The 23,492-nt window shown below is 66.1% G+C and carries 25 protein-coding genes; 9 read left to right on the top strand and 16 right to left on the bottom strand.

Going from position 1 to position 23,492, the window contains the following annotated elements:
- Positions 1-3: 3 nt before the first annotated feature.
- The 15 genes from NUV79_RS04705 to NUV79_RS04635 all read right to left on the bottom strand — a co-directional run bounded on the left by NUV79_RS04705 (position 4) and on the right by NUV79_RS04635 (position 14,387).
- Positions 4-1,515, bottom strand: a complete 1,512-nt coding sequence (locus tag NUV79_RS04705) for an NADH-quinone oxidoreductase subunit M (RefSeq protein ID WP_257731915.1) — start codon at positions 1,513-1,515, stop codon at positions 4-6.
- 4 nt (positions 1,516-1,519) lie between these two features.
- Positions 1,520-3,529, bottom strand: a complete 2,010-nt coding sequence (gene nuoL / locus NUV79_RS04700) for an NADH-quinone oxidoreductase subunit L (RefSeq protein ID WP_257731914.1) — start codon at positions 3,527-3,529, stop codon at positions 1,520-1,522.
- A 29-nt stretch (positions 3,530-3,558) separates the two neighbouring features.
- Positions 3,559-3,867 carry an NADH-quinone oxidoreductase subunit NuoK gene (gene nuoK / locus NUV79_RS04695; protein WP_061968159.1) on the bottom strand — a complete coding sequence of 103 codons (309 nt, stop codon included), beginning with the start codon at positions 3,865-3,867 and terminating at the stop codon, positions 3,559-3,561.
- On the bottom strand, positions 3,867-4,490 hold the full coding sequence (locus NUV79_RS04690) for an NADH-quinone oxidoreductase subunit J (protein ID WP_257731913.1): 624 nt from the start codon (positions 4,488-4,490) through the stop codon (positions 3,867-3,869). The genes nuoK and NUV79_RS04690 overlap by 1 nt, the downstream gene beginning before the upstream one ends.
- Positions 4,491-4,677: 187 nt before the next feature.
- Positions 4,678-5,166 carry an NADH-quinone oxidoreductase subunit NuoI gene (gene nuoI, locus NUV79_RS04685; RefSeq protein WP_038367698.1) on the bottom strand — a complete coding sequence of 163 codons (489 nt, stop codon included), beginning with the start codon at positions 5,164-5,166 and terminating at the stop codon, positions 4,678-4,680.
- A 20-nt stretch (positions 5,167-5,186) separates the two neighbouring features.
- Positions 5,187-5,423 carry a hypothetical protein gene (locus tag NUV79_RS04680; protein WP_257731912.1) on the bottom strand — a complete coding sequence of 79 codons (237 nt, stop codon included), beginning with the start codon at positions 5,421-5,423 and terminating at the stop codon, positions 5,187-5,189.
- The gene (gene nuoH, locus NUV79_RS04675; protein WP_257731911.1) at positions 5,420-6,472 is read right to left on the bottom strand and encodes an NADH-quinone oxidoreductase subunit NuoH; all 1,053 of its coding nucleotides are present in this window, start codon (positions 6,470-6,472) and stop codon (positions 5,420-5,422) included. The genes NUV79_RS04680 and nuoH overlap by 4 nt, the downstream gene beginning before the upstream one ends.
- A 6-nt stretch (positions 6,473-6,478) precedes the next feature.
- Positions 6,479-8,542, bottom strand: a complete 2,064-nt coding sequence (gene nuoG / locus NUV79_RS04670; RefSeq protein WP_257731910.1) for an NADH-quinone oxidoreductase subunit NuoG — start codon at positions 8,540-8,542, stop codon at positions 6,479-6,481.
- A 4-nt stretch (positions 8,543-8,546) separates the two neighbouring features.
- Positions 8,547-9,851, bottom strand: coding sequence for an NADH-quinone oxidoreductase subunit NuoF (nuoF, locus tag NUV79_RS04665; RefSeq protein ID WP_257731909.1), 1,305 nt, complete (start codon positions 9,849-9,851; stop codon positions 8,547-8,549).
- A gap of 11 nt (positions 9,852-9,862) precedes the next feature.
- The gene (gene nuoE / locus NUV79_RS04660; protein WP_257731908.1) at positions 9,863-11,080 is read right to left on the bottom strand and encodes an NADH-quinone oxidoreductase subunit NuoE; all 1,218 of its coding nucleotides are present in this window, start codon (positions 11,078-11,080) and stop codon (positions 9,863-9,865) included.
- Positions 11,080-12,270: an NADH-quinone oxidoreductase subunit D gene (locus NUV79_RS04655; RefSeq protein ID WP_199092713.1), complete on the bottom strand. Its 1,191-nt coding sequence runs from the start codon at positions 12,268-12,270 to the stop codon at positions 11,080-11,082. The genes nuoE and NUV79_RS04655 overlap by 1 nt, the downstream gene beginning before the upstream one ends.
- A gap of 2 nt (positions 12,271-12,272) precedes the next feature.
- On the bottom strand, positions 12,273-12,710 hold the full coding sequence (locus NUV79_RS04650; RefSeq protein ID WP_257731907.1) for a GFA family protein: 438 nt from the start codon (positions 12,708-12,710) through the stop codon (positions 12,273-12,275).
- Positions 12,710-13,315 carry an NADH-quinone oxidoreductase subunit C gene (locus NUV79_RS04645; RefSeq protein WP_257731906.1) on the bottom strand — a complete coding sequence of 202 codons (606 nt, stop codon included), beginning with the start codon at positions 13,313-13,315 and terminating at the stop codon, positions 12,710-12,712. Before NUV79_RS04645 ends, NUV79_RS04650 begins: the two co-directional genes overlap by 1 nt.
- 41 nt (positions 13,316-13,356) lie before the next feature.
- Positions 13,357-13,941: a NuoB/complex I 20 kDa subunit family protein gene (locus NUV79_RS04640; RefSeq protein WP_173046135.1), complete on the bottom strand. Its 585-nt coding sequence runs from the start codon at positions 13,939-13,941 to the stop codon at positions 13,357-13,359.
- A 65-nt stretch (positions 13,942-14,006) separates the two neighbouring features.
- A complete protein-coding gene (locus tag NUV79_RS04635) occupies positions 14,007-14,387 on the bottom strand; it encodes an NADH-quinone oxidoreductase subunit A (protein ID WP_374678812.1) in 381 nt (126 codons plus the stop codon).
- A 341-nt stretch (positions 14,388-14,728) separates the two neighbouring features.
- Here NUV79_RS04635 and NUV79_RS04630 point away from each other — a divergent pair, with 341 nt between their 5' ends.
- The 9 genes from NUV79_RS04630 (at position 14,729) to NUV79_RS04590 (ending at position 22,490) form a co-directional block, all read left to right on the top strand.
- Positions 14,729-15,421: a YcbK family protein gene (locus NUV79_RS04630; RefSeq protein WP_257731905.1), complete on the top strand. Its 693-nt coding sequence runs from the start codon at positions 14,729-14,731 to the stop codon at positions 15,419-15,421.
- A gap of 131 nt (positions 15,422-15,552) precedes the next feature.
- Entirely contained in the window at positions 15,553-16,206 is a 654-nt protein-coding gene (locus NUV79_RS04625) for a TetR/AcrR family transcriptional regulator (RefSeq protein ID WP_257731904.1), read from the top strand.
- Complete coding sequence (locus NUV79_RS04620) at positions 16,203-16,967, top strand: ABC transporter ATP-binding protein (protein WP_257731903.1); 765 nt, start codon at positions 16,203-16,205, stop codon at positions 16,965-16,967. Before NUV79_RS04625 ends, NUV79_RS04620 begins: the two co-directional genes overlap by 4 nt.
- Entirely contained in the window at positions 16,964-17,686 is a 723-nt protein-coding gene (locus NUV79_RS04615) for an ABC transporter ATP-binding protein (RefSeq protein WP_257731902.1), read from the top strand. Before NUV79_RS04620 ends, NUV79_RS04615 begins: the two co-directional genes overlap by 4 nt.
- Positions 17,687-17,733: 47 nt before the next feature.
- The gene (locus NUV79_RS04610) at positions 17,734-18,939 is read left to right on the top strand and encodes an ABC transporter substrate-binding protein (RefSeq protein ID WP_257731901.1); all 1,206 of its coding nucleotides are present in this window, start codon (positions 17,734-17,736) and stop codon (positions 18,937-18,939) included.
- Positions 18,936-19,799, top strand: coding sequence for a branched-chain amino acid ABC transporter permease (locus tag NUV79_RS04605; RefSeq protein ID WP_257731900.1), 864 nt, complete (start codon positions 18,936-18,938; stop codon positions 19,797-19,799). The genes NUV79_RS04610 and NUV79_RS04605 overlap by 4 nt, the downstream gene beginning before the upstream one ends.
- Positions 19,799-20,710, top strand: coding sequence for a branched-chain amino acid ABC transporter permease (locus NUV79_RS04600; protein ID WP_257731899.1), 912 nt, complete (start codon positions 19,799-19,801; stop codon positions 20,708-20,710). The genes NUV79_RS04605 and NUV79_RS04600 overlap by 1 nt, the downstream gene beginning before the upstream one ends.
- 15 nt (positions 20,711-20,725) lie before the next feature.
- On the top strand, positions 20,726-21,214 hold the full coding sequence (locus NUV79_RS04595) for a GAF domain-containing protein (protein WP_257731898.1): 489 nt from the start codon (positions 20,726-20,728) through the stop codon (positions 21,212-21,214).
- 40 nt (positions 21,215-21,254) lie between these two features.
- The gene (locus tag NUV79_RS04590) at positions 21,255-22,490 is read left to right on the top strand and encodes a metal-dependent hydrolase family protein (RefSeq protein ID WP_257731897.1); all 1,236 of its coding nucleotides are present in this window, start codon (positions 21,255-21,257) and stop codon (positions 22,488-22,490) included.
- Between the two features lie 34 nt (positions 22,491-22,524).
- On the opposite strand, the gene NUV79_RS04585 is transcribed toward NUV79_RS04590, so the two are convergent.
- A complete protein-coding gene (locus tag NUV79_RS04585; protein WP_257731896.1) occupies positions 22,525-23,433 on the bottom strand; it encodes a LysR substrate-binding domain-containing protein in 909 nt (302 codons plus the stop codon).
- Positions 23,434-23,492 lie beyond the last annotated feature (59 nt).

The following is a 23,492-nucleotide window of genomic DNA, read 5'->3' as shown; positions in this document are numbered from 1 at the left end:
ACCTTACTGCGCGGCCGCCAGCGCCGTCTTCGCGACGGCGAGGGCTGCCTGATAGTTCTTGATGAGCGCCTCGGTCGGCGCCGCGAAGGCGTCGAGGATCGTGTGCGGCTGGATGCCGTACCAGATCGTCAGCAGGACGAGCGGAACCAGCGTCACGTATTCGCGGACGTTGAGGTCCTTGATGTCCTTCAGCTCGGGCTTGACCAGCTCGCCGAACACGACCCGGCGATAGAGCCAGAGCGCATAGGCCGCCGAGAGGATGACGCCGGAGGTCGCGAAGAAGGCCACCCAGGGATTGGCGCGGAAGGCGCCGAGCAGCGTCAGGAACTCGCCGACGAAGCCGGCCGTGCCGGGCAGGCCGACATTAGCCATGGTGAAGACCATGAAGACGACGGCATAGGCCGGCATCCGGTTCACCAGGCCGCCATAGGCCGCGATCTCGCGGGTATGCATGCGGTCGTAGATCACGCCGACGCAGAGGAAGAGCGCGCCCGAGACCAGCCCGTGGCTGACCATCTGGAACATCGCGCCCTGGATGCCCTGCGGCGTCAGGGTGAAGAGGCCCATCGTCACGAAGCCCATATGGGCGACCGAGGAATAGGCGATCAGCTTCTTCATGTCCTCCTGCATCAGCGCCACCAGCGAGGTGTAGACGATGGCGACGACCGAGAGGGCGAAGACCAGCGGGGCGAACAGCGCCGAGGCTTCCGGGAACATCGGGATCGAGAAGCGGATGAAGCCGTAGCCGCCCATCTTCAGCAGGATCGCCGCCAGGACGACGGAGCCCGCCGTCGGCGCCTCGACGTGCGCGTCGGGCAGCCAGGTATGGACCGGCCACATCGGCATCTTCACGGCGAAAGAGGCGAAGAAGGCGAGCCACAGCCAAGTCTGCATCTGCGACGGGAACTTGTGCGCCAGCAGCGTCGGGATGTCGGTGGTGCCGGCGTTCCAGTACATCGCCATCACGGCGAGCAGCATCAGCACCGAGCCGAGCAGCGTGTAGAGGAAGAACTTGTAGGAGGCGTAGACGCGCCGCTTGCCGCCCCAGATGCCGATGATCAGGAACATCGGGATCAGGCCTGCCTCGAAGAACAGGTAGAACAGCACGAGGTCGAGCGCCGCGAAGACGCCGATCATCAACGCTTCCAGCACCAGGAACGCGATCATGTATTCGCGCACCCGCTTCTCGACCGAGGTCCAGGACGCGACGATGCAGAACGGCATCAGGAAGGCCGTCAGCACGATGAACGGGAAGGAGAAGCCGTCGACGCCGAGCTTGAACTTGATGGCGTCAGAGACCCAAGCGTGAGTCTCGACCAGCTGGAAGCCGGGATTGGCGATGTCGAAACGATACCAGGCGACGCAGGCGAGCAGGAAGGTCAGAACCGTCGTGAACAGAGCGATCCAGCGTGCATTGGAATCGACCGCCGACTGATCGCCGCGCTGCACCAGGATCAGGGCAGCGCCGACCAGCGGCAGGACCAGAAGACCGGTGAGGATACCGAAACCCAACATCATCTCACCCGCGCGCCACGAGATACCAGGTCACGAGCCCAGCGACGCCGATCAGCATGGCGAAGGCATAGTGATAGAGATAGCCGGTTTGCAGCCGGACCACCCGATTGGTGACGTCGACCACGCGGGCCGAGACGCCATCCGGGCCGAAGCCGTCGATGACCAGACCATCGCCCTTCTTCCAGAGGAAGCGGCCGAGCCATTTCGACGGGCGCACGAACAGGAAGTCGTAGAGCTCGTCGAAATACCACTTGTTGAGCAGGAACTGGTAGAGCGCCGGGTTGGCGGCCGCCAGCTTGCCCGGGATCTCCGGCCAGCGAACATACATCAGATAGGCCAGCACGAAGCCGATCACCATCGCCACGAAAGGCGACCAGACGACCCATTTCGGAACTTCGTGCATGGCGTGCAGGATGTGGTTCTCCTTGCCCATGAACAGGGCCGCCTTCCAGAACTTCTCGAAGTCGTGGCCGATGAAGGCTTCCTTGAAGACGAAGCCGGCGGCGACCGCGCCGATCGAGAGCACGGCGAGCGGGATCAGCATCACCCAGGGGCTCTCATGCGGCGTGTGGTCATGACCATGGCCGTGGCTGTGATCGTCGTGACCGTGAGCGGCGTGCGCGTGGTCGTCATGGCCGTGGCCATGCGAGTCATGTCCATGGCCCCAGCGCGGCTTGCCCTCGAAGGTCATGAAATAGAGCCGCCAGGAGTAGAACGAGGTCATGCAGGCGGCGATGACCAGCAGCGGGAAGGCATAGCTCGTCGCGGCGGCGCTATGGGCGGCATAGGCGCTCTCGATGATCGCATCCTTCGAGAAATAGCCGGCGAGGAACGGGAAGCCGGTCAGGGCCAGCGTACCGATCGTCATCGCGGCAGCGGTCAGCGGGATGTGCTTCCGCAGGCCGCCCATGTGGCGCATGTCCTGCTCGTGATGCATCGCATGGATGACCGAGCCGGCGCCCAGGAAGAGCAGCGCCTTGAAGAAGGCGTGGGTGAAGAGATGGAAGATGCCGGCGCCGTAATTGCCGACGCCGAGCGCGACGAACATGTAGCCGAGCTGAGAGCAGGTCGAATAGGCGATGACGCGCTTGATGTCGTTCTGCACAAGGCCGACCGTCGCCGCGAAGAAGGCGGTGGTGGCGCCGATGACGACGACGACCGTGAGTGCGACCGGGGCGTATTCGAAGAGCGGCGACAGGCGCGCCAGCATGAAGACGCCGGCGGTGACCATGGTCGCCGCATGGATGAGCGCGGAGACCGGGGTCGGGCCTTCCATCGCGTCCGGCAGCCAGGTGTGCAGCAGGAATTGCGCCGACTTGCCCATCGCGCCCATGAAGAGCAGCAGGCAGGTCAGCGTCATCGCGTTCCAGTCATAGCCGAGGAAGCGGAAGCTCTGGCTCGCCAGCTCGCCGGCGCGCGGGAAGATCGCGTCGAAGCCGACCGAGCCGAACAGCACGAAGACGAGGAAGATGCCGAGCGAGAAGCCGAAATCGCCGACGCGGTTGACGATGAAGGCCTTCATCGCGGCCGCATTGGCCGAAGGCTTCTGGTACCAGAAGCCGATCAGGAGATAGGAGGCGAGACCGACACCTTCCCAGCCGAAGAACATCTGGACGAGGTTGTCCGACGTCACCAGCATCAGCATCGCGAATGTGAAGAGCGAGAGATACGCGAAGAAGCGCGGACGGTGCGGATCCTCGTGCATGTAGCCGATCGAGTAGAGGTGCACGAGGCTGGAGACCGTGTTGACCACGACCAGCATCACCGCCGTCAGCGTGTCCACGCGGAAGGCCCAGTCGACCTGGAGCTGGCCCGACGAGATCCAGCTCGCGACCTGCACGCGGGTCGTGCCGGAGCCGAAGCCGACCTGGACGAAGGCGACCCAGGACAGGAGGGCGGAGACGATCAGCAGCGAGGTCGTGACGATCTCGGAGCCGCGCGCGCCGATCAGCCGGCCAAAGAGGCCGGCGATCAGGAAGCCGATGAGCGGGAGGAAGACGATCAGGTGATACATGGCAGTGAGGTCCAGGCGCAGGGGCGCGCTCAGCCTTTCATCATGTTGATGTCTTCCACCGCGATCGTGCCGCGGTTGCGGAAGTAGACGACGAGAATGGCGAGGCCGATCGCGGCCTCAGCCGCCGCCACCGTAAGCACGAGCAGCGCGAAGACCTGGCCGACGATGTCGTTCAGGAAGCTCGAGAAGGCGACGAAGTTCAGGTTGACCGAGAGCAGGATCAGCTCGACCGACATCAGGATGACGATGACGTTCTTGCGGTTGATGAAGATGCCGAGCACGCCGAGCGTGAACAGGATGGCGCTGACGGCGAGATAATGGCCCAGTCCGATCGTCATCACGCCATCTCCTCGGGAACGCCGGCGCGCGAGGGCACCTGCTTGACCGCCATCGCCGCGTCCTTGGTGCGGGCGTTCTGCGTCGGGACGTGCTGGCGCTTGATGCCGGGACGGTCGCGCAAAGTCAGCACGATCGCGCCGATCATGGCGACGAGCAGCACGAGGCCGGCCGCCTGGAAGTAGTAGACATACTGGGTGTAGAGCACGCGGCCGAGCGCCTCGGTGTTCGAGATATTGGCCGGGATCGCGGCGACCGGCGCCTTGACGATCTGCGGATCGATGACCCAGGCGCCGACGACCAGCAGCAGCTCGACGGCGAAGATGAAGCCGATCAGCGCGCCGATCGGCAGATAGTTCAGGAAGCCCTGGCGGAACTCGGCGAAATCGACGTCGAGCATCATCACAACGAAGAGGAAGAGCACCGCGACCGCGCCGACATAGACGACGACCAGCAGCATCGCGAGGAACTCGGCGCCGAGCAGCATGAAGAGCCCGGCCGCGTTGACGAAGGCCAGGATCAGATAGAGCACCGAATGCACAGGGTTGCGCGAGGTCACCACCATGAAGGCAGATGCCACGGTGATGCCTGCGAAGAGATAGAAGAAAGCCGCTGCGGCATTCATCTCGGCCAGCCCTTCCCGCCCCTTTTCGGCGCGGTCCTCGTTTGGTTCGTGCTCAGGGACTCAAAAGACCCCGAGCAATTTGGAGCGTCTATAATCAGGCCCGCCGGGCGGGACAACCGCACGGCGGGTCTGCATCCTCAGTCGCGTCCTTCGGCATCACCGCGGGATGGCACCGAAGGGTGGTCGATCACCGATAGGGTGCGTCCATCGCAATGTTGCGCGCGATCTCGCGTTCCCAGCGCGCGCCGTTCGCGAGCAGCTTGTCCTTGTCGTAGAACAGCTCCTCGCGGGTCTCGGTCGCGAACTCGAAATTCGGCCCCTCGACGATGGCATCGACCGGGCAGGCCTCCTGGCAGAAGCCGCAGTAGATGCACTTGGTCATGTCGATGTCGTAACGGGTGGTGCGGCGCGTGCCGTCGTTGCGGCGCGGGCCGGCCTCGATGGTGATGGCCTGCGCCGGGCAGATCGCCTCGCAGAGCTTGCAGGCGATGCAACGCTCCTCGCCGTTCGGATAGCGGCGCAAGGCATGCTCGCCACGGAAGCGCGGCGAGAGCTGGCCCTTCTCGAACGGGTAGTTCAGCGTCGCCTTCGGCTTGAAGAAATAGCGCATCGACAGGCCGATAGCCCCGACGAACTCCTTCAGCAGCAGGCCCCTTGCGGCTTGCGCGAGTGACATCGCCTTCGTCCTTTACATCCTCAGCCGAACAACGCCCGGCCGATCACGAAACCTAAGGTCGGCATCAAGCCGATCGTCATCACAACCAACACCGCCCGCAAGATGCGGATACGGCGCTCGTAATCGTCCTTCTCGGCTTCAGTCTCCGAGCGATCCGTGCGCTGGAGCGCCCCGATCACCACGGCCGACATCAGCCGGTATTCCAGCAGGCCGAGCCCGAGGCCGATCAGGGCACCGAGCGGGCCGGCCCAACTCATCCCGCCACCGGGCCCCAGCCGGTCAACTGCAGCACCAGCGCCACGATCACCACGCAAGCGAGCGAGAGCGGCAGGAAGACCTTCCAGCCCAGGCGCATCAACTGATCGTAGCGGTAGCGCGGCACGAAGGCCTTCACCAGCGCGAACATGAAGAACACGAAGCAGACCTTGAGCGCGAACCAGAACACGCCGGGCAGCCAAGTGAAGGGCGGCAGCGCGACCGGAGGAGCCCAGCCGCCGAGGAACAGGATCGTGGTCAGTGAGCACATGGTCATGATCGCCACGTATTCGCCGAGCATGAACAGCAGGTACGGGGTCGAGGAATACTCGACCATGAAGCCCGCCACGAGCTCCGACTCGGCCTCAGCCAGATCGAAGGGCGGCCGGTTCGTCTCGGCCAGCGCCGAGATGAAGAAGACCACGAACATCGGGAAGAGCGGGATGAAGTACCAGTTCAGGATCGAGAGCCAAGGCACGCCGAGCGCATGGGCCAGGCCCCGGTTCGCTTGAGCCTCGACCACCGCCGAGAGGTTCAGCGAGCCGACGCAGAGCAGCACGGTGATGATGACGAAGCCGATCGATACCTCGTAGGACACCATCTGCGCCGCCGAGCGCAGCGCGCTCATGAACGGGTATTTCGAATTCGAGGCCCAGCCGGCCATGATGATGCCGTAGACGCCGAGCGAGGAGATCGCGAGGATATAGAGCACGCCGACATTGATGTCGGCGATCGCCCAGCCTTCCGCCACCGGAATCACCGCCCAGGCGCCGAGCGCCAGGAGGCAGGAGATGAAGGGCGCCAGCAGGAAGATGCCCTTGTTGGCGCCGGATGGGATGATCGGCTCCTTGAGCGCGAATTTGATCAGGTCCGCGAAGCTCTGGAACAGGCCGAAGGGGCCGACGACGTTCGGGCCGCGGCGAAGCTGTACCGCCGCCCAGATCTTGCGGTCGGCGAGCAGGATGTAAGCGATGAAGACCAGCAGGCAGACCAGCAGCAGCAGGCTCTTGCCGAGGATGATCGCGATATCGAGGACGAGGTCCCAGTTCATGGCCGCTTACTCCGCCGCCTGCTGATGCCGGCCGGAGGCCAGCGCCGAGCATTCCGCCATGATGGCGGAGGCACGCGCGATCGGGTTGGTCTGATAGAAATCGGCGACGACGGACGCGAAGCCCGCCTTGTCGGTCTTGCCGCCGAGGCCGGCGAGCTTGCCGATCTCCGAGGCATCGTTGACCGGCAGGCTATCCAGCGCCGCGAAATGCGGATGCGCCTCATAGAGCGCCTTGCGCAGGCCCGAGAGCGAGTCGAAGGGCAGCGTCTTGCCGAGCGTCGCGGAGAGAGCGCGCAGGATCGCCCAGTCCTCGCGGGCATCGCCCGGCGGGAAGGTGGCGCGGTCGCCCATCTGCACACGGCCTTCCGTGTTCACATAGGTGCCGGACTTCTCGGTATAGGCCGCGCCCGGCAGGATGACGTCGGCGCGATGCGCGCCCTTGTCGCCATGCGTGCCCTGGTAGACGACGAAGGCACCTTCCGGCACCTCGATCTCGTCGGCGCCGAGCAGGAAGAGCACATCGAGCGCGCCCGGCCTGACCATCGCAGCGGCGTCCAAACCACCCTCGCCCGGCACAAAGCCGAGATCGAGTGCACCAACGCGGGCAGCGGCGGTATGGATCACGCCAAAGCCGTTCCAGCCTTCGGTGACCGCGCCGAGCGCCTGCGCCGCCTTGGCGGCGAGCGAGAGCACGGCCTCGCCATCGGCGCGGGCGAGAGCGCCCTGCCCGACCAGCACCATCGGCTTGCCGCCAGCGGCCTGGGCCGACTTGACGACCTCTGCCAGGGTCTCCGGACCGGCGCCGAGATAGTCGTAGGCGTAGGTCAGGTCGGCCTTCTCGCCGATCACGGAGACCTTGAGATCGCCGCGCAGCCAGCGCTTGCGGATGCGGGCGTTCAGGATCGGCGCCTCGCGGCGCGGGTTCGAGCCGATGATCAGCAGCGAGGTCGCGTCCTCGATGCCGGCGATGCCGGCGTTGAGGACGTAGGAGGCGCGGCCGAATTTCGGATGCAGCTTCGTGCCATCCTGGCGGGCGTCGAGATTGTTGGAACCGAGCGAGGCGATCAGGCTCTTCAGCGCGAACATGTCCTCGACAGCCGCGAGATCGCCGGCGATGGCGCCGATCTTCTCAGGCGCCGTCCCCTTCACCTTGGCGGCGATGGTGGCGAACGCCTCGTTCCAACTCGCGGGGCGCAGGCGGCCGTTCTCGCGGATATAGGGCCGGTCGAGGCGCTGGGTCTTGAGTCCATCGGCGACATGGCGGGTCTTGTCGGAGATCCACTCCTCGTTCACCGCCTCGTTGAGGCGGGGCAGGATGCGCATCACTTCCTTGCCGCGCGAATCGACGCGGATGGCCGAGCCGACGGCATCCATCACGTCGATGCTCTCGGTCTTGGAGAGCTCCCAGGGGCGGGCCTTGTTCTGATAGGGCTTCGAGGTCAGCGCGCCGACCGGGCAGAGATCGACGACGTTGCTCTGCAGCTCCGACGACATCGCCTGCTCGAGATAGGTCGTGATCTCCATGTCCTCGCCGCGGCCGATGGCGCCGAGATCGGAGGCGCCGGCAACCTCGGTGGTGAAGCGGACGCAGCGCGTGCACTGGATGCAGCGCGTCATCGTCGTCTTGACCAGCGGGCCGATATACTTGTCCTCGACCGCGCGCTTGTTCTCGGCATAGCGCGAGGTGTCCGCGCCATAGGCCATGGCCTGGTCCTGCAGGTCGCACTCGCCGCCCTGATCGCAGATCGGGCAGTCGAGCGGGTGATTGATGAGCAGGAACTCCATCACCCCTTCGCGGGCCTTCTTGACCATCGGCGACTTGGTCAGGACGACCGGCGGCTCGCCGTTCGGACCGGGGCGCAGGTCGCGCACGCCGATGGCGCAGGAGGCCTGCGGCTTCGGCGGGCCACCCTTCACCTCGACGAGGCACATGCGGCAATTGCCGGCGATCGAGAGACGCTCGTGGAAGCAGAAGCGCGGCACCTCGACGCCCGCGGCCTCGCAGGCCTGGAGTACGGTGTACTCGGCGGGAACGTCGACCTCGATGCCGTCGATGAGGAGTTTCGTCATGGTCTCACTCCGCCGCCATCAGGCGCACAGGCTCGCTGTGCGGGTTGGCGGCATAGTCGTCGATGCGCTGCTCGATCTCGTGACGGAAATGCGCGATCAGGCCCTGGATCGGCCAGGCCGCGGCATCGCCGAGCGCGCAGATCGTGTGGCCCTCGATCTGCTTGGTGACGTCGAGCAGCATGTCGATCTCGCGCTTCTGGGCGCGGCCCTCGGCCATGCGCTCCATGACGCGCCACATCCAGCCCGTGCCCTCGCGGCAAGGCGTGCACTGGCCGCAGCTCTCGTGCTTGTAGAAATGGCTGATACGGGCGATGGCGCGGACGATGTCGGTCGACTTGTCCATCACGATCACCGCCGCCGTGCCAAGGCCGGAGCGCAACTTCGAGAGCGAGTCGAAATCCATCGGCGTATCGATGATCTGCTCGGCCGGGACCATGCGCACCGACGAACCGCCGGGGATGACCGCCTTGAGATTGTCCCAGCCGCCACGGATGCCGCCGCAATGCTTGTCGATCAGCTCGCGGAAGGTCAGGCCCATCGCCTCTTCGACGTTGCAGGGCTTGTTCACATGGCCCGAGACGCAGAAGAGCTTGGTGCCGACATTGTTCGGCGTGCCGATCGACGAGAACCAGCTCGCGCCGCGGCGCAGAATGGTCGGGGCAACCGCGATCGACTCGACGTTGTTCACCGTGGTCGGGCAGCCATAGAGGCCCATATTGGCCGGGAATGGCGGCTTCAGCCGCGGCATGCCCTTCTTGCCTTCGAGGCTCTCCAGCAGCGCAGTCTCTTCGCCGCAGATATAGGCGCCGGCGCCGTGATGCACATAGAGATCAAAGGGATAGCCGTGGACGTTGTCCTTGCCGATCAACTTGGCCTCATAGGCCTCGTCGACAGCGCGCTGCAGCGCCTCGCGCTCCCGGACATACTCGCCGCGGATATAGATATAGGCCGCATGCGCGCCCATGGCGAAGGAGGCGATCAGGCAGCCCTCGACCAGCGTATGCGGGTCGTTGCGCATGATCTCGCGGTCCTTGCAGGTGCCCGGCTCCGACTCGTCGGCATTGACGACGAGGTAATGCGGGCGCCCGTCGCTCTGCTTGGGCATGAACGACCATTTGAGGCCGGTCGGGAAGCCGGCGCCGCCGCGCCCGCGCAGGCCGGACTTCTTCATCTCGTCGATGATCCAGTCCCGGCCCTGCTCCAGGATGAACTTGGTGCCATCCCAGGCGCCGCGCTGGATCGCACCCTTCAGGGTACGGTCATGCAGGCCGTAGAGATTGGTGAAGATGCGATCGCGATCTGCGAGCATGTCCTAGTGCCTCACTCTGCCGGCTTGTCGCCAAGCTTCGACTCCGGGCGCCAACCCGTCGCGAGCTTCTTCGACTGAGCAATCCAGTCGTCACGCAGCGCCCGGCCCTTGAAGCCGGTCAGCCGCGCATCGACCCAGGCGAGCTCCGCCGGTGTCCATTTGGCGATCTGGTCGTAATGCCAGACCCCCATCTCGTTGAGCATCTTGCCGAGCTTCGGCCCGACGCCCCAGATCAGTTCGAGATCGTCGCCCTTGCCGCCGCGCGCGGCGGTCAGCAGTTCAGGCTTGCTCTCGGCAACCGCGGTGGGCTTATCCGCTGCCGCAGGCTTGGCAGCCTCGGCGACATCCTTCTTATCGACCTTACCCTTCGCGGCCGGCGTATCGTTCGCAGCGTTGGAGGGCTGGGCCGGCGCCGAAGGCTGCGGGCGAGCGGCAGCGGCCGTCTCGGTTGCAGGCTTGGCGGCGACGGCAGCCGGGGTCGCCTCGGCCTTCTTGGCCTCGGCTTCGGCAGCCTTCTTGGCTTCCGCCTCGGCGGCGGCCTTCGCAGCCGCGGCTTCGGCGGCGGCCTTGCGCTGCTCGACGATGCGCTTCTGCCAGTCGCCGGCACCGATCATCGAGCCGTCGTAGAGGGCCTTGTCAGTCAGGGTCTGCGGACCACCTTCCGGCTCGGAGCCGGTGCGGCCATTCTGCGGGCCGGTCTTGGTCGGGCGGCCGTTGCGGAGATCGTCGAGGAGCTGGCGGAAATTCGCCGGCGTCAGGTCCTCGTAATAGTCGACATTGATCTGCGCCATCGGGGCATTGCAGCAGGCGCCGAGGCACTCGACTTCGAGCCAGGAGAGCTTGCCGTCGGCGGTCACGGTCGATTGCGGGCCGATGACGTCCTCGCAGACCTTCTTCAGGGCTTCCGCGCCACGCAGCGCGCAGGGCGTCGTGCCGCAGAGCTGGACGAAGAACTCGCCGACCGGCTGCAGGTTGAACATGGTGTAGAAGGTCGCGACCTCCAGCACCCGCATCGGCGCCATGCCCAAGCGCTTCGCGACAGTCTCGATCACGGCGCGCGAGACCCAGCCCTCCTGCTCCTGCGCCTTCCACAGCAGCGGGATGACGGCGGAAGCCTGGCGGCCTTCCGGGTACTTGGCGATCTGCTGGACGATCCAGTTCTCGTTCGCCGCAGTGAAGGCGAAGGAGGCGGGCTGGACCGGATCAGGAGCGAGACGACGGACGGACATCAGCGGTCAACTTCACCAAAGACGATATCGAGGGAGCCGAGGATCGCGGAGACGTCGGCGAGCATGTGCTTGCGGCACATGAAATCCATGGCCTGGAGATGGGCGAAGCCCGGGGCCTTGATCTTGCAGCGATAGGGCTTGTTGGTGCCGTCGGAGACCAGATAGACGCCGAACTCGCCCTTCGGCGCCTCGACCGCCGCATAGACCTCGCCGGCCGGCACCTTGTAGCCCTCGGTATAGAGCTTGAAGTGGTGGATCAGCGCTTCCATCGAGCGCTTCATCTCACCGCGCTTGGGCGGCACCATCTTGCCGTCGAGCGAGGAGACCGGGCCGCCGCCATCGGGCGCCAGCAGCTTGTCGCAGCACTGCTTCATGATGCGCACCGACTGGCGCATCTCTTCCATGCGGATGTGGTAGCGGTCGAAGCAGTCGCCGTTCTTGCCGACGGGGATGTCGAATTCCATCTCCTCGTAGCACTCGTAGGGCTGCGACTTGCGCAGGTCCCAGGGCGCGCCGGAGCCGCGCACCATCACGCCCGAGAAGCCCCATTTCCAGCAGGTTTCGAGATCGACCACGCCGATATCGACGTTGCGCTGCTTGAAGATGCGGTTGTCGCTGAGCAGCCCTTCGAGGTCGTCGCAGACCTTGAGGAAGGGATCGCACCATTCGGCGATGTCGTGGATCAGCGAGACCGGGATATCCTGGTGCACGCCGCCGGGGCGGACATAGGCCGCGTGCATGCGCGCGCCGCAAGCCCGCTCGTAGAAGATCATCAGCTTCTCGCGCTCCTCGAAGCCCCAGAGCGGAGGCGTGAGGGCGCCGACGTCCATCGCCTGCGTGGTGACGTTCAGCAGATGCGAGAGGATGCGGCCGATCTCGGAATAGAGCACGCGGATGAGCTGGCCGCGGCGCGGCACGGTCACGCCGACGAGGCGCTCGACCGCGAGCGCATAGGCATGCTCCTGGTTCATCGGCGCGACATAGTCGAGCCGGTCGAAATAGGGCACGGCCTGGAGATAGGTCTTGGCCTCGATCAGCTTCTCGGTGCCGCGATGCAGCAGGCCGATATGCGGATCGACGCGCTCGACGATCTCGCCGTCGAGCTCCAGCACGAGGCGCAGCACGCCGTGCGCGGCCGGGTGCTGCGGGCCGAAATTGATCGAGAAATTGCGGATATTGTGCTCGGTCATGCTCAGCCCGCCTGCTTTTCGGCGAATTCGGCGATCACCTGCGCACCGGTCTTGCGGCGCCGCTCGCCCGCGAAGGCGTAGAGGGCAGGCTTCTCGTCGATGAAGATCTCTTCGGCGAAGGTGAAGGACGACTGGTCGTCGAAGGCCTGGAAGGCCACCGCGACATGGCCGTCACCGCCTTCGCGCAGGCGCCAGAACAGGCTCGTCCCGCAGGTCTTGCAGAAGACCCGCTCGGCCCAGTCGGAGGACGGATAGACGCCGAGCGCCTGCTCGTCCGCAACCGACACGTCGGTGCAGGGCACCGCCATGAAGACGCCGCCGCTCCATTTCCGGCACATGCCGCAATGGCAGACATCCATCTCGGCCTTCTCCGGCATGGCGGTGAAACGCACCGCGCCGCAGAGGCAGCCGCCGGAGAGGGTTGGGTGGCCAGATGCCATCACGCCCCCTTCGCCTTCTCGTCGCCCGGCAGCACGTAATCCGTGCCTTCCCAGGGCGAAAGGAAATCGAAGTTGCGGAATTCCTGGTTGAGCTTCACCGGCTCGTAGACGACGCGCTTCTGCTCGTCGTCATAGCGGACCTCGACGAAGCCGGTCAGCGGGAAGTCCTTGCGCAGCGGATAACCCTCGAAGCCGTAATCGGTGAGGATGCGGCGCAGGTCCGGATGGCCGGAGAAGAGGATGCCGTAGAAATCGTAGGCCTCGCGCTCGAACCAGTTCGCCGCCGGGAAGACCTCGATGACGGAGGGAACGGGCGTCGCCTCGTCGGTCTGGACCTTCACGCGGATGCGGCGGTTATGGTGCGGCGCCAGCATATGGTAGACGACGTCGAAGCGCTTCTCGCGGCCGGGATAGTCGGCGCCGGCGATGTCGGTGAAGTTCACGAAACGGAAGCGCGGGTCGCTGTAGAGCGTGCGCAGGACCGCGACGATCGAAGCCGCCTCGGCATGGATCGTGAGCTCCTCGAAGGCGACGACGGCCTCCGTCACCGCGCCAGGCAGCGCGGCCTTGATCTCTTCGCCGAGTTGTACGAGCGCTTCGCTCATCGTCTCACCTTCATCGCCTGCAGCATCGACCGAAAGAGCGCTCAGCGCTCGATCGTGCCGGTGCGGCGGATCTTCTTCTGCAGCAGCAGGACGCCATAGAGCAGCGCCTCGGCCGTAGGCGGGCAGCCCGGGACATAGATGTCGATCGGGACGATGCGGTCGCAGCCGCGCACTACCGAGTAGCTGTAGTGATAGTAGCCGCCGCCATTGGCGCAGGAGCCCATCGAGATGACGTAGCGCGGCTCCGGCATCTGGTCGTAGACCTTGCGCAAGGCCGGGGCCATCTTGTTGGTCAGCGTGCCCGCCACGATCATCACGTCCGACTGGCGCGGTGAGGCGCGCGGGGCGAAGCCGAAGCGCTCGACGTCGTAGCGCGGCATCGAGAGCTGCATCATCTCGACGGCGCAGCAGGCGAGACCGAAAGTCATCCACATCAGCGAGCCGGTGCGGGCCCAGTTGATCAGGTCGTCCGTCGCGGTGACGAGGAAGCCCTTGTCGGCCAACTCGTTGTTGATCTCGACGAAGAACGGATCACGCGCCCCCAACGGCTTGCCGTCGGGACCGAGCAAGCCCCTCGGCGCCTGCGCGACGAGCGGATCACCACGATCGATCGCTGTGACTGCCATGACCTATTCCTTGTGAACCTTTGCCTGCCGGATCGAATGCGGAGCGCCGCCTCGCAACCCGACAGTCAGTCCCACTCCAGCGCGCCCTTGCGCCACTCGTAGATGAAACCCACGGTGAGCACGCCGAGAAAGACCATCATCGACCAGAAACCATACCAGCCGAGCCCGCCGAAGGCGACGGCCCAGGGGAAGAGGAACGCGACCTCAAGATCGAAGATGATGAAGAGAATCGCGACCAGATAGAAGCGGACGTCGAACTTCATGCGCGCATCGTCGAAGGCGTTGAAGCCGCATTCGTAAGCCGAGAGCTTTTCCGCGTCCGGCTTGGAATAGGCGATCGCGAAGGGCGCGATCAGCAGGGCCAGGCCGATCACCGCCGAGACGCCGATGAACAGCACCAGCGGCAGGTAGTCGCTCAGAATGGATGGCACCGTGGCAGCTTGCATGGTCGAACTCATTTCAGGCGGCCGTGGCGCGGCTCGCTGTCCCAGTCGCTTAGACCCTCGATTAGAATGAAGCAAGACTCCGCCGCGCCGCACAATCGCCGCATCCGGGTTGAACCCAGCGCAGAATGCGGCAAAATCCGGCCACGTCTCGCCGCAGCCCTGCCATGCATCGGCGAAAAATCGACAAAATCGCCTGCTTTCGGCATGCGGCAGCGGCAGCAATCCGTTCACCGTGCCGAATCGTTGCCGGCTGCGCGAGCGCTTTATCCCGAAAGGCCTTCGATGTTTCGTGATCCCCGCCCCGCTCGCCAGCCATTCTTCTGCGGGCGCCCGGCCACGCGATGAGCCCGGCCTGCCTTTCGCGCGCGCTGGCCATGCCGGTGCTCGCCCTGCTGCTCTCGACGACCGCGATCCGCGCCCAGGAGGGCGAGCCGATGCGCGCGCCGCTGCCGCCGCAACGCCCGTTCGATCTCGACCTGGAGGGCACGCCCAGGCTGCCACCGATCGTAGTGCCGCCGCCGACGCCGCGCGCCTCCGCTCCCGATACGCCGGCGCTGGCCTCTTCCGAGGCGACGCCCGCGGCAACGCCGGCACCGGAGACCCCGCCCGCCGAGGGCACCCCGCCTCAACCCGGCGAGCCGGATGACGACGAAGGCGTCGAGTGGCCGAAGCTGACGCCCGGCCAGAAGGCCGGCGCGGAGCCCGATTTCGATCCGAACGAGAAGCCGGAGCGGCCGGGCATCTCGACCGATCCCGGCACCTCGATCGCCTGCCTGCCGCAGGAGCTGAAGCAGATCCTTGGCAAGATCTCCGACAAATACGGGGCGGTGAAGGTGACCTCGACCTGGCGGCCGCCCTGGCGCGCCCGGCGCGGCTCCTATCACAAGGGCTGCCAGGCGATGGATTTCCGCGTCCCCGGCGTCAGGCCGCGCCTGGTGCTGGAATGGGTGCGCGCCCTGCCCGAGGTCGGCGGCAACCATGTCTACTGGAACGGGCTGATCCATATCGATACCGGGCCGCGCCGGCCCTGGTGATCGCGCGTCGCGCCGGTTTTGCCTGCGCGGCCCGCAGCAGCCTGCCCTTTCCTTAGTCATCAAAAAACAGTCTTGACTGTTTGTAAGTTGAGTCGCACCGTTTCCCCATCGTCAATGGGAGCGGGGTCGGGATGAGCGGTACCGGCAAGCGGCGATCGCAGAAGGAGCGCAGCGCGGAGACATCCGCGCGGCTGATGAACGCGACCATCGACCTGCTGCACGACCAGGGGCTGGCCCGAACCACGACCCCGGAAATCGCGCGCATGGCCGGCGTGTCCCGCGGGGCGCTGACCCACCATTTCGCCAGCCGCGAGGCGATCATCACCGCTTCGGTCGCCGACCTGCTCGGCAAGTCGACGCGCGACCTGCATCGCTTCGCCGAGGATTTCGTCGAGCGCGGCGGCTCCAGTGACGAGATCGTCGACTACATCTGGCGGATGATGGACGACCGGCTGTTCTATGTGACCATGGAATACCTGCCGGAAGCCCGCCACAACCCGGCGTTTCGCGCCGACCTCATCCCGTTGGTCAAGGGATTCCACGCCGGGCTCGATGCGATCTGGACCGCGCTTGCCGCACGCGCCGGCACCGACCCCGACCATACCCGCACGGTGATGAACGCGACGATGTGCCTGTTCCGGGGCATGATCAGCCAGACCGTGCTGCGCCCCAACGACCCCGCCTATTACGAAGGGATGCAGCGCTTCTGGAAGCAGCAGGTGCGCCAGCATTTCCCGATGAAACCAGCCGCCGTGCAAGGCGCGCGCAAGACGGCGACGGCATGACGGCTGCACTGACCATCCAGGGGCTGAAGCTCGGCTTCTATGGCGTACAGGTGCTTCGCGGCGTCGATTTTGCGGTGCCCCAGGGCTCCTTCACCGGCTTGATCGGCCCTAACGGCGCCGGCAAATCGACCCTGTTCAACGCGGTTTCCGGGCTCTACCGGCCGCAGGCCGGCTCCGTCAGGCTTGGCGAAACCGAGACGGCCGGGATGCCGCCGGAGAAGCTCGTCGCGGCGGGCCTCGTCCGCTCCTTCCAGCTCGCGCGCGGCTTTCCCAAGCTCAGCGTCTTTCAACACCTCATGCTCTATGGCGCCGACCAGCCGGGCGAAGGGCTGCTCGCCGGGCTGATCGGCACGGGGGAGGCGAAGCGGCGCGAGGCCGAGCTGTCCGAGCGTGCCTTCGGCATCGCGCGCCGGCTAAAGCTCGACCATGTGCTCGACAACCCCGTCACCGCCCTCTCCGGCGGCCAGAAGAAGCTAGTCGAGATCGGCCGCGCGCTGATGGCCGAACCCAAGCTGCTGCTGCTCGACGAGCCGATGGCCGGTGTCAATCCGAGCCTGACCGAGCAAATCGCCGAACATCTCGTGGCGCTCAATCGCGACGGGCTGACCATCTGCCTGATCGAGCACGACATGGGGCTGATCAGGAAGCTCTGCACACCCGTCATCGTCATGGCCGAGGGCAAGACGCTGACGCAAGGCACGTTCGACGAGGTCGCCTCTGACACCCGCGTGCAGGAAGCCTATCTCGGGAGGCGTCATTGAGCGCGGCACAGGGCGAATTGCTCGCCGTCGACGGCATCGTCGCAGGCTATGGCGCGGCCGAGCAGATTCTGAAGGGTACCTCGCTCAGGGTCGCGCCCGGTGAGATCGTCTCGATCATCGGGCCGAACGGCGCCGGCAAGTCGACATTGCTCAAGACCATCGCCGGGCTCGTCCAGGCGCGCGACGGCACGATCCGGCTCAAGGGCGGCGACGTCACCCGCGAGAATGCGCTCGGCCGGGCCAGGGCCGGCATCGGCTTCGTGCCGCAGGAGCGCAATGTCTTCGGCGCGATGACGGTCGCCGAGAATCTCGAGATCAGCGGGTTTCAGGAGCCGGGCAAGGTCGGGGAGCGCAGCGAACAGATGTATGCGCGCTATCCGATGCTCGCCGAAAAGCGCAAGGCGCTCGCACGCACGCTCTCGGGCGGCCAGCGCCAGATCCTCGCCATGGCGATGGGGCTGATGAACGCCCCTGCCCTGCTCCTGCTCGACGAGCCGACGGCGGGGCTCTCGCCCAAGGCCGCCGACGAATTGTTCGACGCCATCGTCGCGCTCAACAAGGGCGGCCTGCCGATCCTGATGGTCGAGCAGCATGCGCTCGAAGCGCTGCAGATCTCGACGCGCGGCTATGTGCTGGTCTCCGGCCGCAACAGCCGCGAGGGCGCGGGCCCTGCGCTCGCCACCGATCCCGAAATCCGCCGCCTCTTCCTCGGCGGCTAGGACGACGCCGAAACGACAGCAAACCAACAAGACAACAGGGGAACAGCATGACCGAGTTCACGACCGACCGCCGTACGCTTCTGGCAGGCGCCGCCGCGCTTGCCAGCCTCTCCGCCCTGCCCGGCCGCGCGCTCGCCCAGGGCGCGCCGATCAGGATCGGCACGCTGACGCCGCTGACCGGTGCCGGCGGCCCCTATGGCCCGGTCATGGTCAAGGCGGTCAAGGCCGTGATCGACGAGGTCAACGCCGCCGGCGGCGTGCTCGGCCGTAAGGTCGAGCTGATCTCGGAAGACGACCAGACCAATCCGGAAGCCGGCGTGCGCGCCGCCCGCAAGCTGATCGACGTCGACAAGGTCTCCGCCATCCTCGGCACCTGGGCCTCGTCGGTCACCACCGCCGTCGCGCCGCTGTGCTGGGAATCGAAGACCTTCCTCGCGACCGTCTCGGGCGCCGACTCGATCACGCAGTTGCCGCATCAGGGCTACCTGATCCGCACCCAGCCGAACACGACGCTGCAGGGCCGCAAGTTCGGCGAGTTCTGCACCGCCGAGAAGGCCAAGCGCGTCTTCTTCCTGTCGCCGCAGACGCCCTTCGCCAAGAGCCAGTTCGACAACATCACCGAGGCCGTGAAGAAGGCCGGCGGCGAGACCGGCTCGCTGATCTATGACGACAAGAAGCCGGCCTATCGCAGCGAGATCGACGAGGTGCTGCGCTTCAAGCCCGACGCGATCATCTTCGGCGGCTATACGCCCGACACCGCCGTGATGCTGAAGGACGCCTACCGCGCCGGCTATGGCGGGTTGAAGGTCGCCTTCGGCTATGCGGTCAACCAGAAGCTGGTCGAGAGCGTGCCGGCCGAGGTGGTCGACAAGACCTTCACCATCGCGCCTTCGCCGGCCGAGGGTTCGAAGGCCTATGCGCGGCTGGTCAAGATGATCGGCGTCGCCTCGCCCGATCCGTACACCACGCAGGTCTACGACCAGATCAACCTGATCCTGATGGCGATCGCCATGGCCGGCGACACGTCCGGCACCGCGATCAAGGAAGCCGTGCGCAAGGTTAGCCAGGCGCAGGGCGGCGCCAAGGTCGACAACGCGCTCGACGGGCTCAAGGCGATCGCTGCCAAGCAGCCGGTCGACTATGACGGCGCCAGCGGCCCCTGCGATTTCACCGAGACCGGCGACATCGCCGACTGCCAGTTCCGCTATGAGCAGGTGCAGGGCGGCAAGCTGGCGCTGGTGAAGATCGCGTGAGCCAGCTCCTGCAGGCGCTCGTCAACGGGGTGATGACCGGGACGCTGATCGCCGTCCCGGCCATCGGCTTCTCCGCCATCTTCGCGGTGCTGCGCTATCCGAACTTCGCCATCGCGGCCTATGCCACCATCGGCGCCTTCGCGGCTTGGTGGGCGAATGTCGCGATGGGGTTGCCGGTGCCGGCCGCGCTCCTCGTCGCCTTCGCGGTGACGGGGGTCGTCGGCGTCGTCGCCGAGGAAACCTCGCTGAAGCGCCTGCGCAACGCCGGCGCGCTGATCGTGGCAATCGCCTCGATCGCGCTCAACCTCGTGCTGGAGAATATCGTCCGCTTCATCTTCGGCAACGAGATGCGCGGCTACGATCTGCCGATCGCGCGCGACATGCGCTTCGGCGACCTGCGCATCGGCCCGCAGCAGCTCCAGAGCCTACTGCTCGCCATTGCCATCATGGCGGCGATGTTCCTGTTCCTGCGCTACACCCGGTTCGGCAAGGCGATGCGTGCCGTTGCCGACAATCCCGACCTCGCCCGACTCAAGGGCATCGATCCCGCTAAGATCGCGATCGTCACGCTGTTCCTCGGCGCAGGGCTGACGGGCGTCGGCGGCGTGCTGATCGGCCTGGACACCTCGATCGACCCGCTGACCGGCTATCGCGTGCTGCTTTCGGTCTTCGCCGCGGCCGTGCTCGGCGGGCTCGGCTCGATCCCCGGTGCGGTCGTCGGAGCCCTGATGCTCGGCATCGCCGAGGAACTGGCGCTGCTCGTCGTGCCCGCGACCTATCGCACCGGCGTCGGCTTCGTCGCGATCCTGCTGATGCTCACCTTCCGCCCGCGCGGCATCCTCGGGGAAAGGGCCGCCTGATGCTGTCCTATCTGATCTTCACCCTGACGCTCTGCGCCATCTACGGCCTGCTCGCGCTCAGCCTGAACCTGATCTGGGGCGGCGCCGGCCTCGTCAATCTCGGCCTCGCCGGCTTCTTCGCGGTCGGCGCCTACGCCTCCGCGCTCACCACGGGAGCCGGAGCGCAGGTGCTGATCGGCTGGGGCGCTGCGCTCTTGGTAGGTGCGGCGGTCGGCCTCGTCGTCACCTTCGCGACGCTCAGGCTACGCGACGACTATCTCGCCATCGTCACGCTCGGATTCGCGGAAGTCATCCGGCTCGTCGCGCTCAACGAGCGCTGGCTGACCAATGGCTCGGACGGCATCTCCGGCATCAAGGCGCCGCTCAAGGCCGAGCTTGGCACGCAGAACTTCGCGTATTTCTATCTCGGCCTCGCCACGCTGGTGCTGCTCGTCGTCTGGGCGCTGCTGCGCCGGCTCGACGCCTCGCCCTATGGCCGCGCCTTGAAGGCGATCCGCGAGGATCAGCAGCTCGCCAGCTTCGCCGGCAAGCCGGTGCTGCGCTTCAAGCTCCAGGCTTTCGCGCTCTCGGCCGCGATCGCCGCGCTGGCTGGCGCGCTCTATGCGCATTTCCAGTCCTATGTCTCGCCGGACCATTTTCAGCCGCTGATCACGATCTACATCTTCCTCGCCGTCACGGCCGGCGGCGTAGGACGTCCGAGCGGCGCCGTGCTCGGCGCCTATCTCGTTGTGATCTTCCTGGAGGCGACGCGCTTCGTCACCGAATGGGTGCCGGGCCTGCAGCCGGTCCAGCTCGCTGCGCTACGCGAAATGCTGATCGGCATCGCCCTCATCCTCGTCCTGCACCTTAAGCCGCAGGGCATCCTGCCCGAGCGCATCCCGAAGGCGCCGGTCCCTCCGACCGCCGCTTAAACCGAAGGCCTGCCCATGTCCGACGATCTCGCCACCCTCTCCGCCCTCATCAGGGAGCCCGGCCAGCCCGACACGGTGTTCAAGGCCTTCGAGGAGATCACCCGCCGCCTCGTCGGCCACGAGCTGTTCACGCTGCTCTATGTCGACGGGCAGGAGGTCGCGCGCATCTATTCCAACCAGCCGGCCGAGTACCCCCTCTCCGGCCGCAAGACGATGGGGCCGACGCCCTGGGGCAAGCATGTGCTGGACGGACGCCAGCCCTATCTCGGCAAGGACAAGGCCGGCATCCGCTGGGCCTTCTTCGACCATGAATTGATCGAGAGCATGGGATTGGGCTCCGTCATCAACATCCCCGCGATCTATGACGGCAAGGTCGTCGGCACGATCAACCTGCTCGCGCCCGAGCATCATTACCGCGAGGAGCATGTCGCGCCGGTCGAGCGGCTGGCGCCGCTGCTGGTCCCCGCCTTCCTCGCTGCGCGTGCCGCCAACAAGGCCGCCTGATCCCGTTTCCCCGACGCATCCTGACCGAAGGAACATGCCCGTGGCTTCCACCCTGTTCACCAATGCCCGCATCGTCGACGGCTCGGCGCCGGAGGCGGGCGCGCCCGTCAGTGTCCTCGTCGAGGGCGGCACCATCCGCGAGGTCGGCAAATCCGTGACCTCGGCGAAGGCCAAGGTCGTCGATCTCAAGGGCAGGACGCTGATGCCCGGCCTGATCGACGCCCATGTCCATGTCGTGGCCGGCGTCGCCGATCTCGGCGCCAATTCCCGCCTGCCGGATTCGCTGGTCACCGCCCGCTCCTTCGGGATCATGCGGGCGATGCTGATGCGCGGCTTCACCACGGTGCGCGATGTCGGCGGCGCCGATTTCGGCCTGAAGCAGGCGACCGAGGAAGGCGATTTCCCGACGCCGCGCCTCGTCATCTCCGGCAAGGCGCTGAGCCAGACCGGCGGCCACGCCGATTTCCGCGGCCGCTATGACGACCGCCCGAGCGTGATCGAGCGCCATCGCCTCGGCGCGCTCGGCCGCATCTGCGACGGCGTCGACCAGGTCCGCCGCGCCGCGCGCGAGGAGCTGAAGGGCGGGGCCGACTTCATCAAGATCATGGCCAACGGCGGCTGCGCCTCGCCGACCGACCCGATCCATTTCCTCGGTTTCTCCGTCAGTGAACTCGAGGCCGTGGTCGAGGAAGCGAGGATGGCCGGCACCTATGTCTCGGCCCATGTCTATACCGACGACGCCATCCGCCGCTGCGTCGAGGCCGGCGTGCATTCGCTGGAGCATTGCAACCTGATCAAGGCCGAGACAGCGAAGCTCGCCGCCAGCAAGGGCGCCGTCGCCGTGCCGACGCTCGTCACCTATGACAAGCTGGTCTCGGACGGGCCGAAGCTCGGCTTCCCGCCGGATTCGGTCGCCAAGGTCGATGTCGTGCGCTCGGCCGGCATGGAATCGCTCGCCATCATGAAGAAGGCCGGCCTGACCATGGCCTATGGCAGCGACCTGCTCGGCGAGATGCACAAGTACCAGTCCGAGGAGTTCGTGATCCGCGGCCGCGCCCTGCCGGCGCATGAGGTCATCGCCTCGGCGACCCATGTCGCGGCCAGGCTCCTGAAGATGGAAGGCCTGATCGGCACGGTTTCGGCCGGCGCCCATGCCGACCTGATCGTCGTCGACGGCGACCCGCTGAAGGACCTCTCGCTCTTGACCCGCCAGGGCCGGCACATCCCGCTGATCATGAAGGCCGGCGCCTTCATGAAGCGCGCCAGCCTGAACTGACACTCCGGAGCCGGCGGGGACATCCTCGCCGGCTTCAATCCTTGTAGGGGCTGTGCTCGCGGATGAGCGCAGCATTGTGCTCGCGGAAGGCCTCGACGAATTCGCGGGCGATGCGCGAGAGTGGCCGCGGCGCCGGCTGGAACATCGCATAGCGATAGGACAGGCGCGGCGCGAAGGGCCGCGCGACCAGCCCGACCTTCCGGAAATGCAGGCTGGTGACCACGTCGACGATGGTCACGCCGACGCCCTCCATCACCAGCGCGCAGGCCGTGCCGAAGAACTCGACATGCACCGCCATGCGCAGGCGGGCCGATTGCTCGGCGAAGGCGCGCTCGATCGCCTCGTGCAGGAAATGGTCGGCATAGAGCGAGATGAAGGGCGCGTCGTCGAGATGGGCCGGCGTGATGACCGGCTCGGCCGCCAGTGGATGGTTGGCCGGAACCATGCAGACGCAAGGCACCTCGATCGTCTCGATGACCGAGGCTGGGCTCTCGATCGGATGCTCGGCGAAGCCGATATCGAAGGCCTCGATGCGGCCGAGATCGCGCACGGTCGGCGATGAGCGGGTGATGAAGCGCACCGTGCCGTCCGGCCAGCGCGTCAGCAGCCGGGCGATGATCGGCGGCAGGGCGTAGGTGGCGAGGCCGGGTTGGCTCGCGAGCGAGAGCGTTCCGGAGCGCAGGCCCTTGAGATCGCGCGCGACCTGCCGGGTGCGCTCGAGCACGCCGAGCGTGCGCCGCGCCTCCTCGTAGAACAATGTCGCCTCGGGCGTGACCTGCAACCTGCCCTTCTTGCGCTCGAACAGGGAGACGCCGAGCTCGTCCTCCAGCCGCGTGATCAGGTTGCTGATCGCCGGTTGCGACTTCGCCAGAAGGGTCGCCGCGGCGCTCATCGAACCGGTCTCGATGACGGCCCGAAAGGCTTCGAGATGTCGCGTATCCAAGCCCGTTCCGCCCCAAAGTTATAAGCCAGATTTATACCTTTTAGCTCATTTCGTTTTTG

It is taken from the genome of Allobosea sp. 47.2.35 (genome assembly GCF_024655635.1).
GTDB lineage: Bacteria > Pseudomonadota > Alphaproteobacteria > Rhizobiales > Beijerinckiaceae > Allobosea.
Note: the sequence above shows the minus strand (reverse complement) of the source record. Positions and strands in the feature narration are given on the sequence as shown.

What these genes read in the sequence shown, in the direction of transcription:
- NUV79_RS04705 (WP_257731915.1), bottom strand. Translation starts at nt 1,515, where the DNA reads ATGTTGGGTTTCGGTATCCTCACCGGTCTTCTGGTCCTGCCGCTGGTC.
- nuoL (WP_257731914.1), bottom strand. Translation starts at nt 3,529, where the DNA reads ATGTATCACCTGATCGTCTTCCTCCCGCTCATCGGCTTCCTGATCGCC.
- nuoK (WP_061968159.1), bottom strand. Translation starts at nt 3,867, where the DNA reads ATGACGATCGGACTGGGCCATTATCTCGCCGTCAGCGCCATCCTGTTC.
- NUV79_RS04690 (WP_257731913.1), bottom strand. Translation starts at nt 4,490, where the DNA reads ATGAATGCCGCAGCGGCTTTCTTCTATCTCTTCGCAGGCATCACCGTG.
- nuoI (WP_038367698.1), bottom strand. Translation starts at nt 5,166, where the DNA reads ATGTCACTCGCGCAAGCCGCAAGGGGCCTGCTGCTGAAGGAGTTCGTC.
- NUV79_RS04680 (WP_257731912.1), bottom strand. Translation starts at nt 5,423, where the DNA reads ATGAGTTGGGCCGGCCCGCTCGGTGCCCTGATCGGCCTCGGGCTCGGC.
- nuoH (WP_257731911.1), bottom strand. Translation starts at nt 6,472, where the DNA reads ATGAACTGGGACCTCGTCCTCGATATCGCGATCATCCTCGGCAAGAGC.
- nuoG (WP_257731910.1), bottom strand. Translation starts at nt 8,542, where the DNA reads ATGACGAAACTCCTCATCGACGGCATCGAGGTCGACGTTCCCGCCGAG.
- nuoF (WP_257731909.1), bottom strand. Translation starts at nt 9,851, where the DNA reads ATGCTCGCAGATCGCGATCGCATCTTCACCAATCTCTACGGCCTGCAT.
- nuoE (WP_257731908.1), bottom strand. Translation starts at nt 11,080, where the DNA reads ATGTCCGTCCGTCGTCTCGCTCCTGATCCGGTCCAGCCCGCCTCCTTC.
- NUV79_RS04655 (WP_199092713.1), bottom strand. Translation starts at nt 12,270, where the DNA reads ATGACCGAGCACAATATCCGCAATTTCTCGATCAATTTCGGCCCGCAG.
- NUV79_RS04650 (WP_257731907.1), bottom strand. Translation starts at nt 12,710, where the DNA reads ATGGCATCTGGCCACCCAACCCTCTCCGGCGGCTGCCTCTGCGGCGCG.
- NUV79_RS04645 (WP_257731906.1), bottom strand. Translation starts at nt 13,315, where the DNA reads ATGAGCGAAGCGCTCGTACAACTCGGCGAAGAGATCAAGGCCGCGCTG.
- NUV79_RS04640 (WP_173046135.1), bottom strand. Translation starts at nt 13,941, where the DNA reads ATGGCAGTCACAGCGATCGATCGTGGTGATCCGCTCGTCGCGCAGGCG.
- NUV79_RS04635 (WP_374678812.1), bottom strand. Translation starts at nt 14,387, where the DNA reads ATGCAAGCTGCCACGGTGCCATCCATTCTGAGCGACTACCTGCCGCTG.
- NUV79_RS04630 (WP_257731905.1), top strand. Translation starts at nt 14,729, where the DNA reads ATGAGCCCGGCCTGCCTTTCGCGCGCGCTGGCCATGCCGGTGCTCGCC.
- NUV79_RS04625 (WP_257731904.1), top strand. Translation starts at nt 15,553, where the DNA reads ATGAGCGGTACCGGCAAGCGGCGATCGCAGAAGGAGCGCAGCGCGGAG.
- NUV79_RS04620 (WP_257731903.1), top strand. Translation starts at nt 16,203, where the DNA reads ATGACGGCTGCACTGACCATCCAGGGGCTGAAGCTCGGCTTCTATGGC.
- NUV79_RS04610 (WP_257731901.1), top strand. Translation starts at nt 17,734, where the DNA reads ATGACCGAGTTCACGACCGACCGCCGTACGCTTCTGGCAGGCGCCGCC.
- NUV79_RS04600 (WP_257731899.1), top strand. Translation starts at nt 19,799, where the DNA reads ATGCTGTCCTATCTGATCTTCACCCTGACGCTCTGCGCCATCTACGGC.
- NUV79_RS04595 (WP_257731898.1), top strand. Translation starts at nt 20,726, where the DNA reads ATGTCCGACGATCTCGCCACCCTCTCCGCCCTCATCAGGGAGCCCGGC.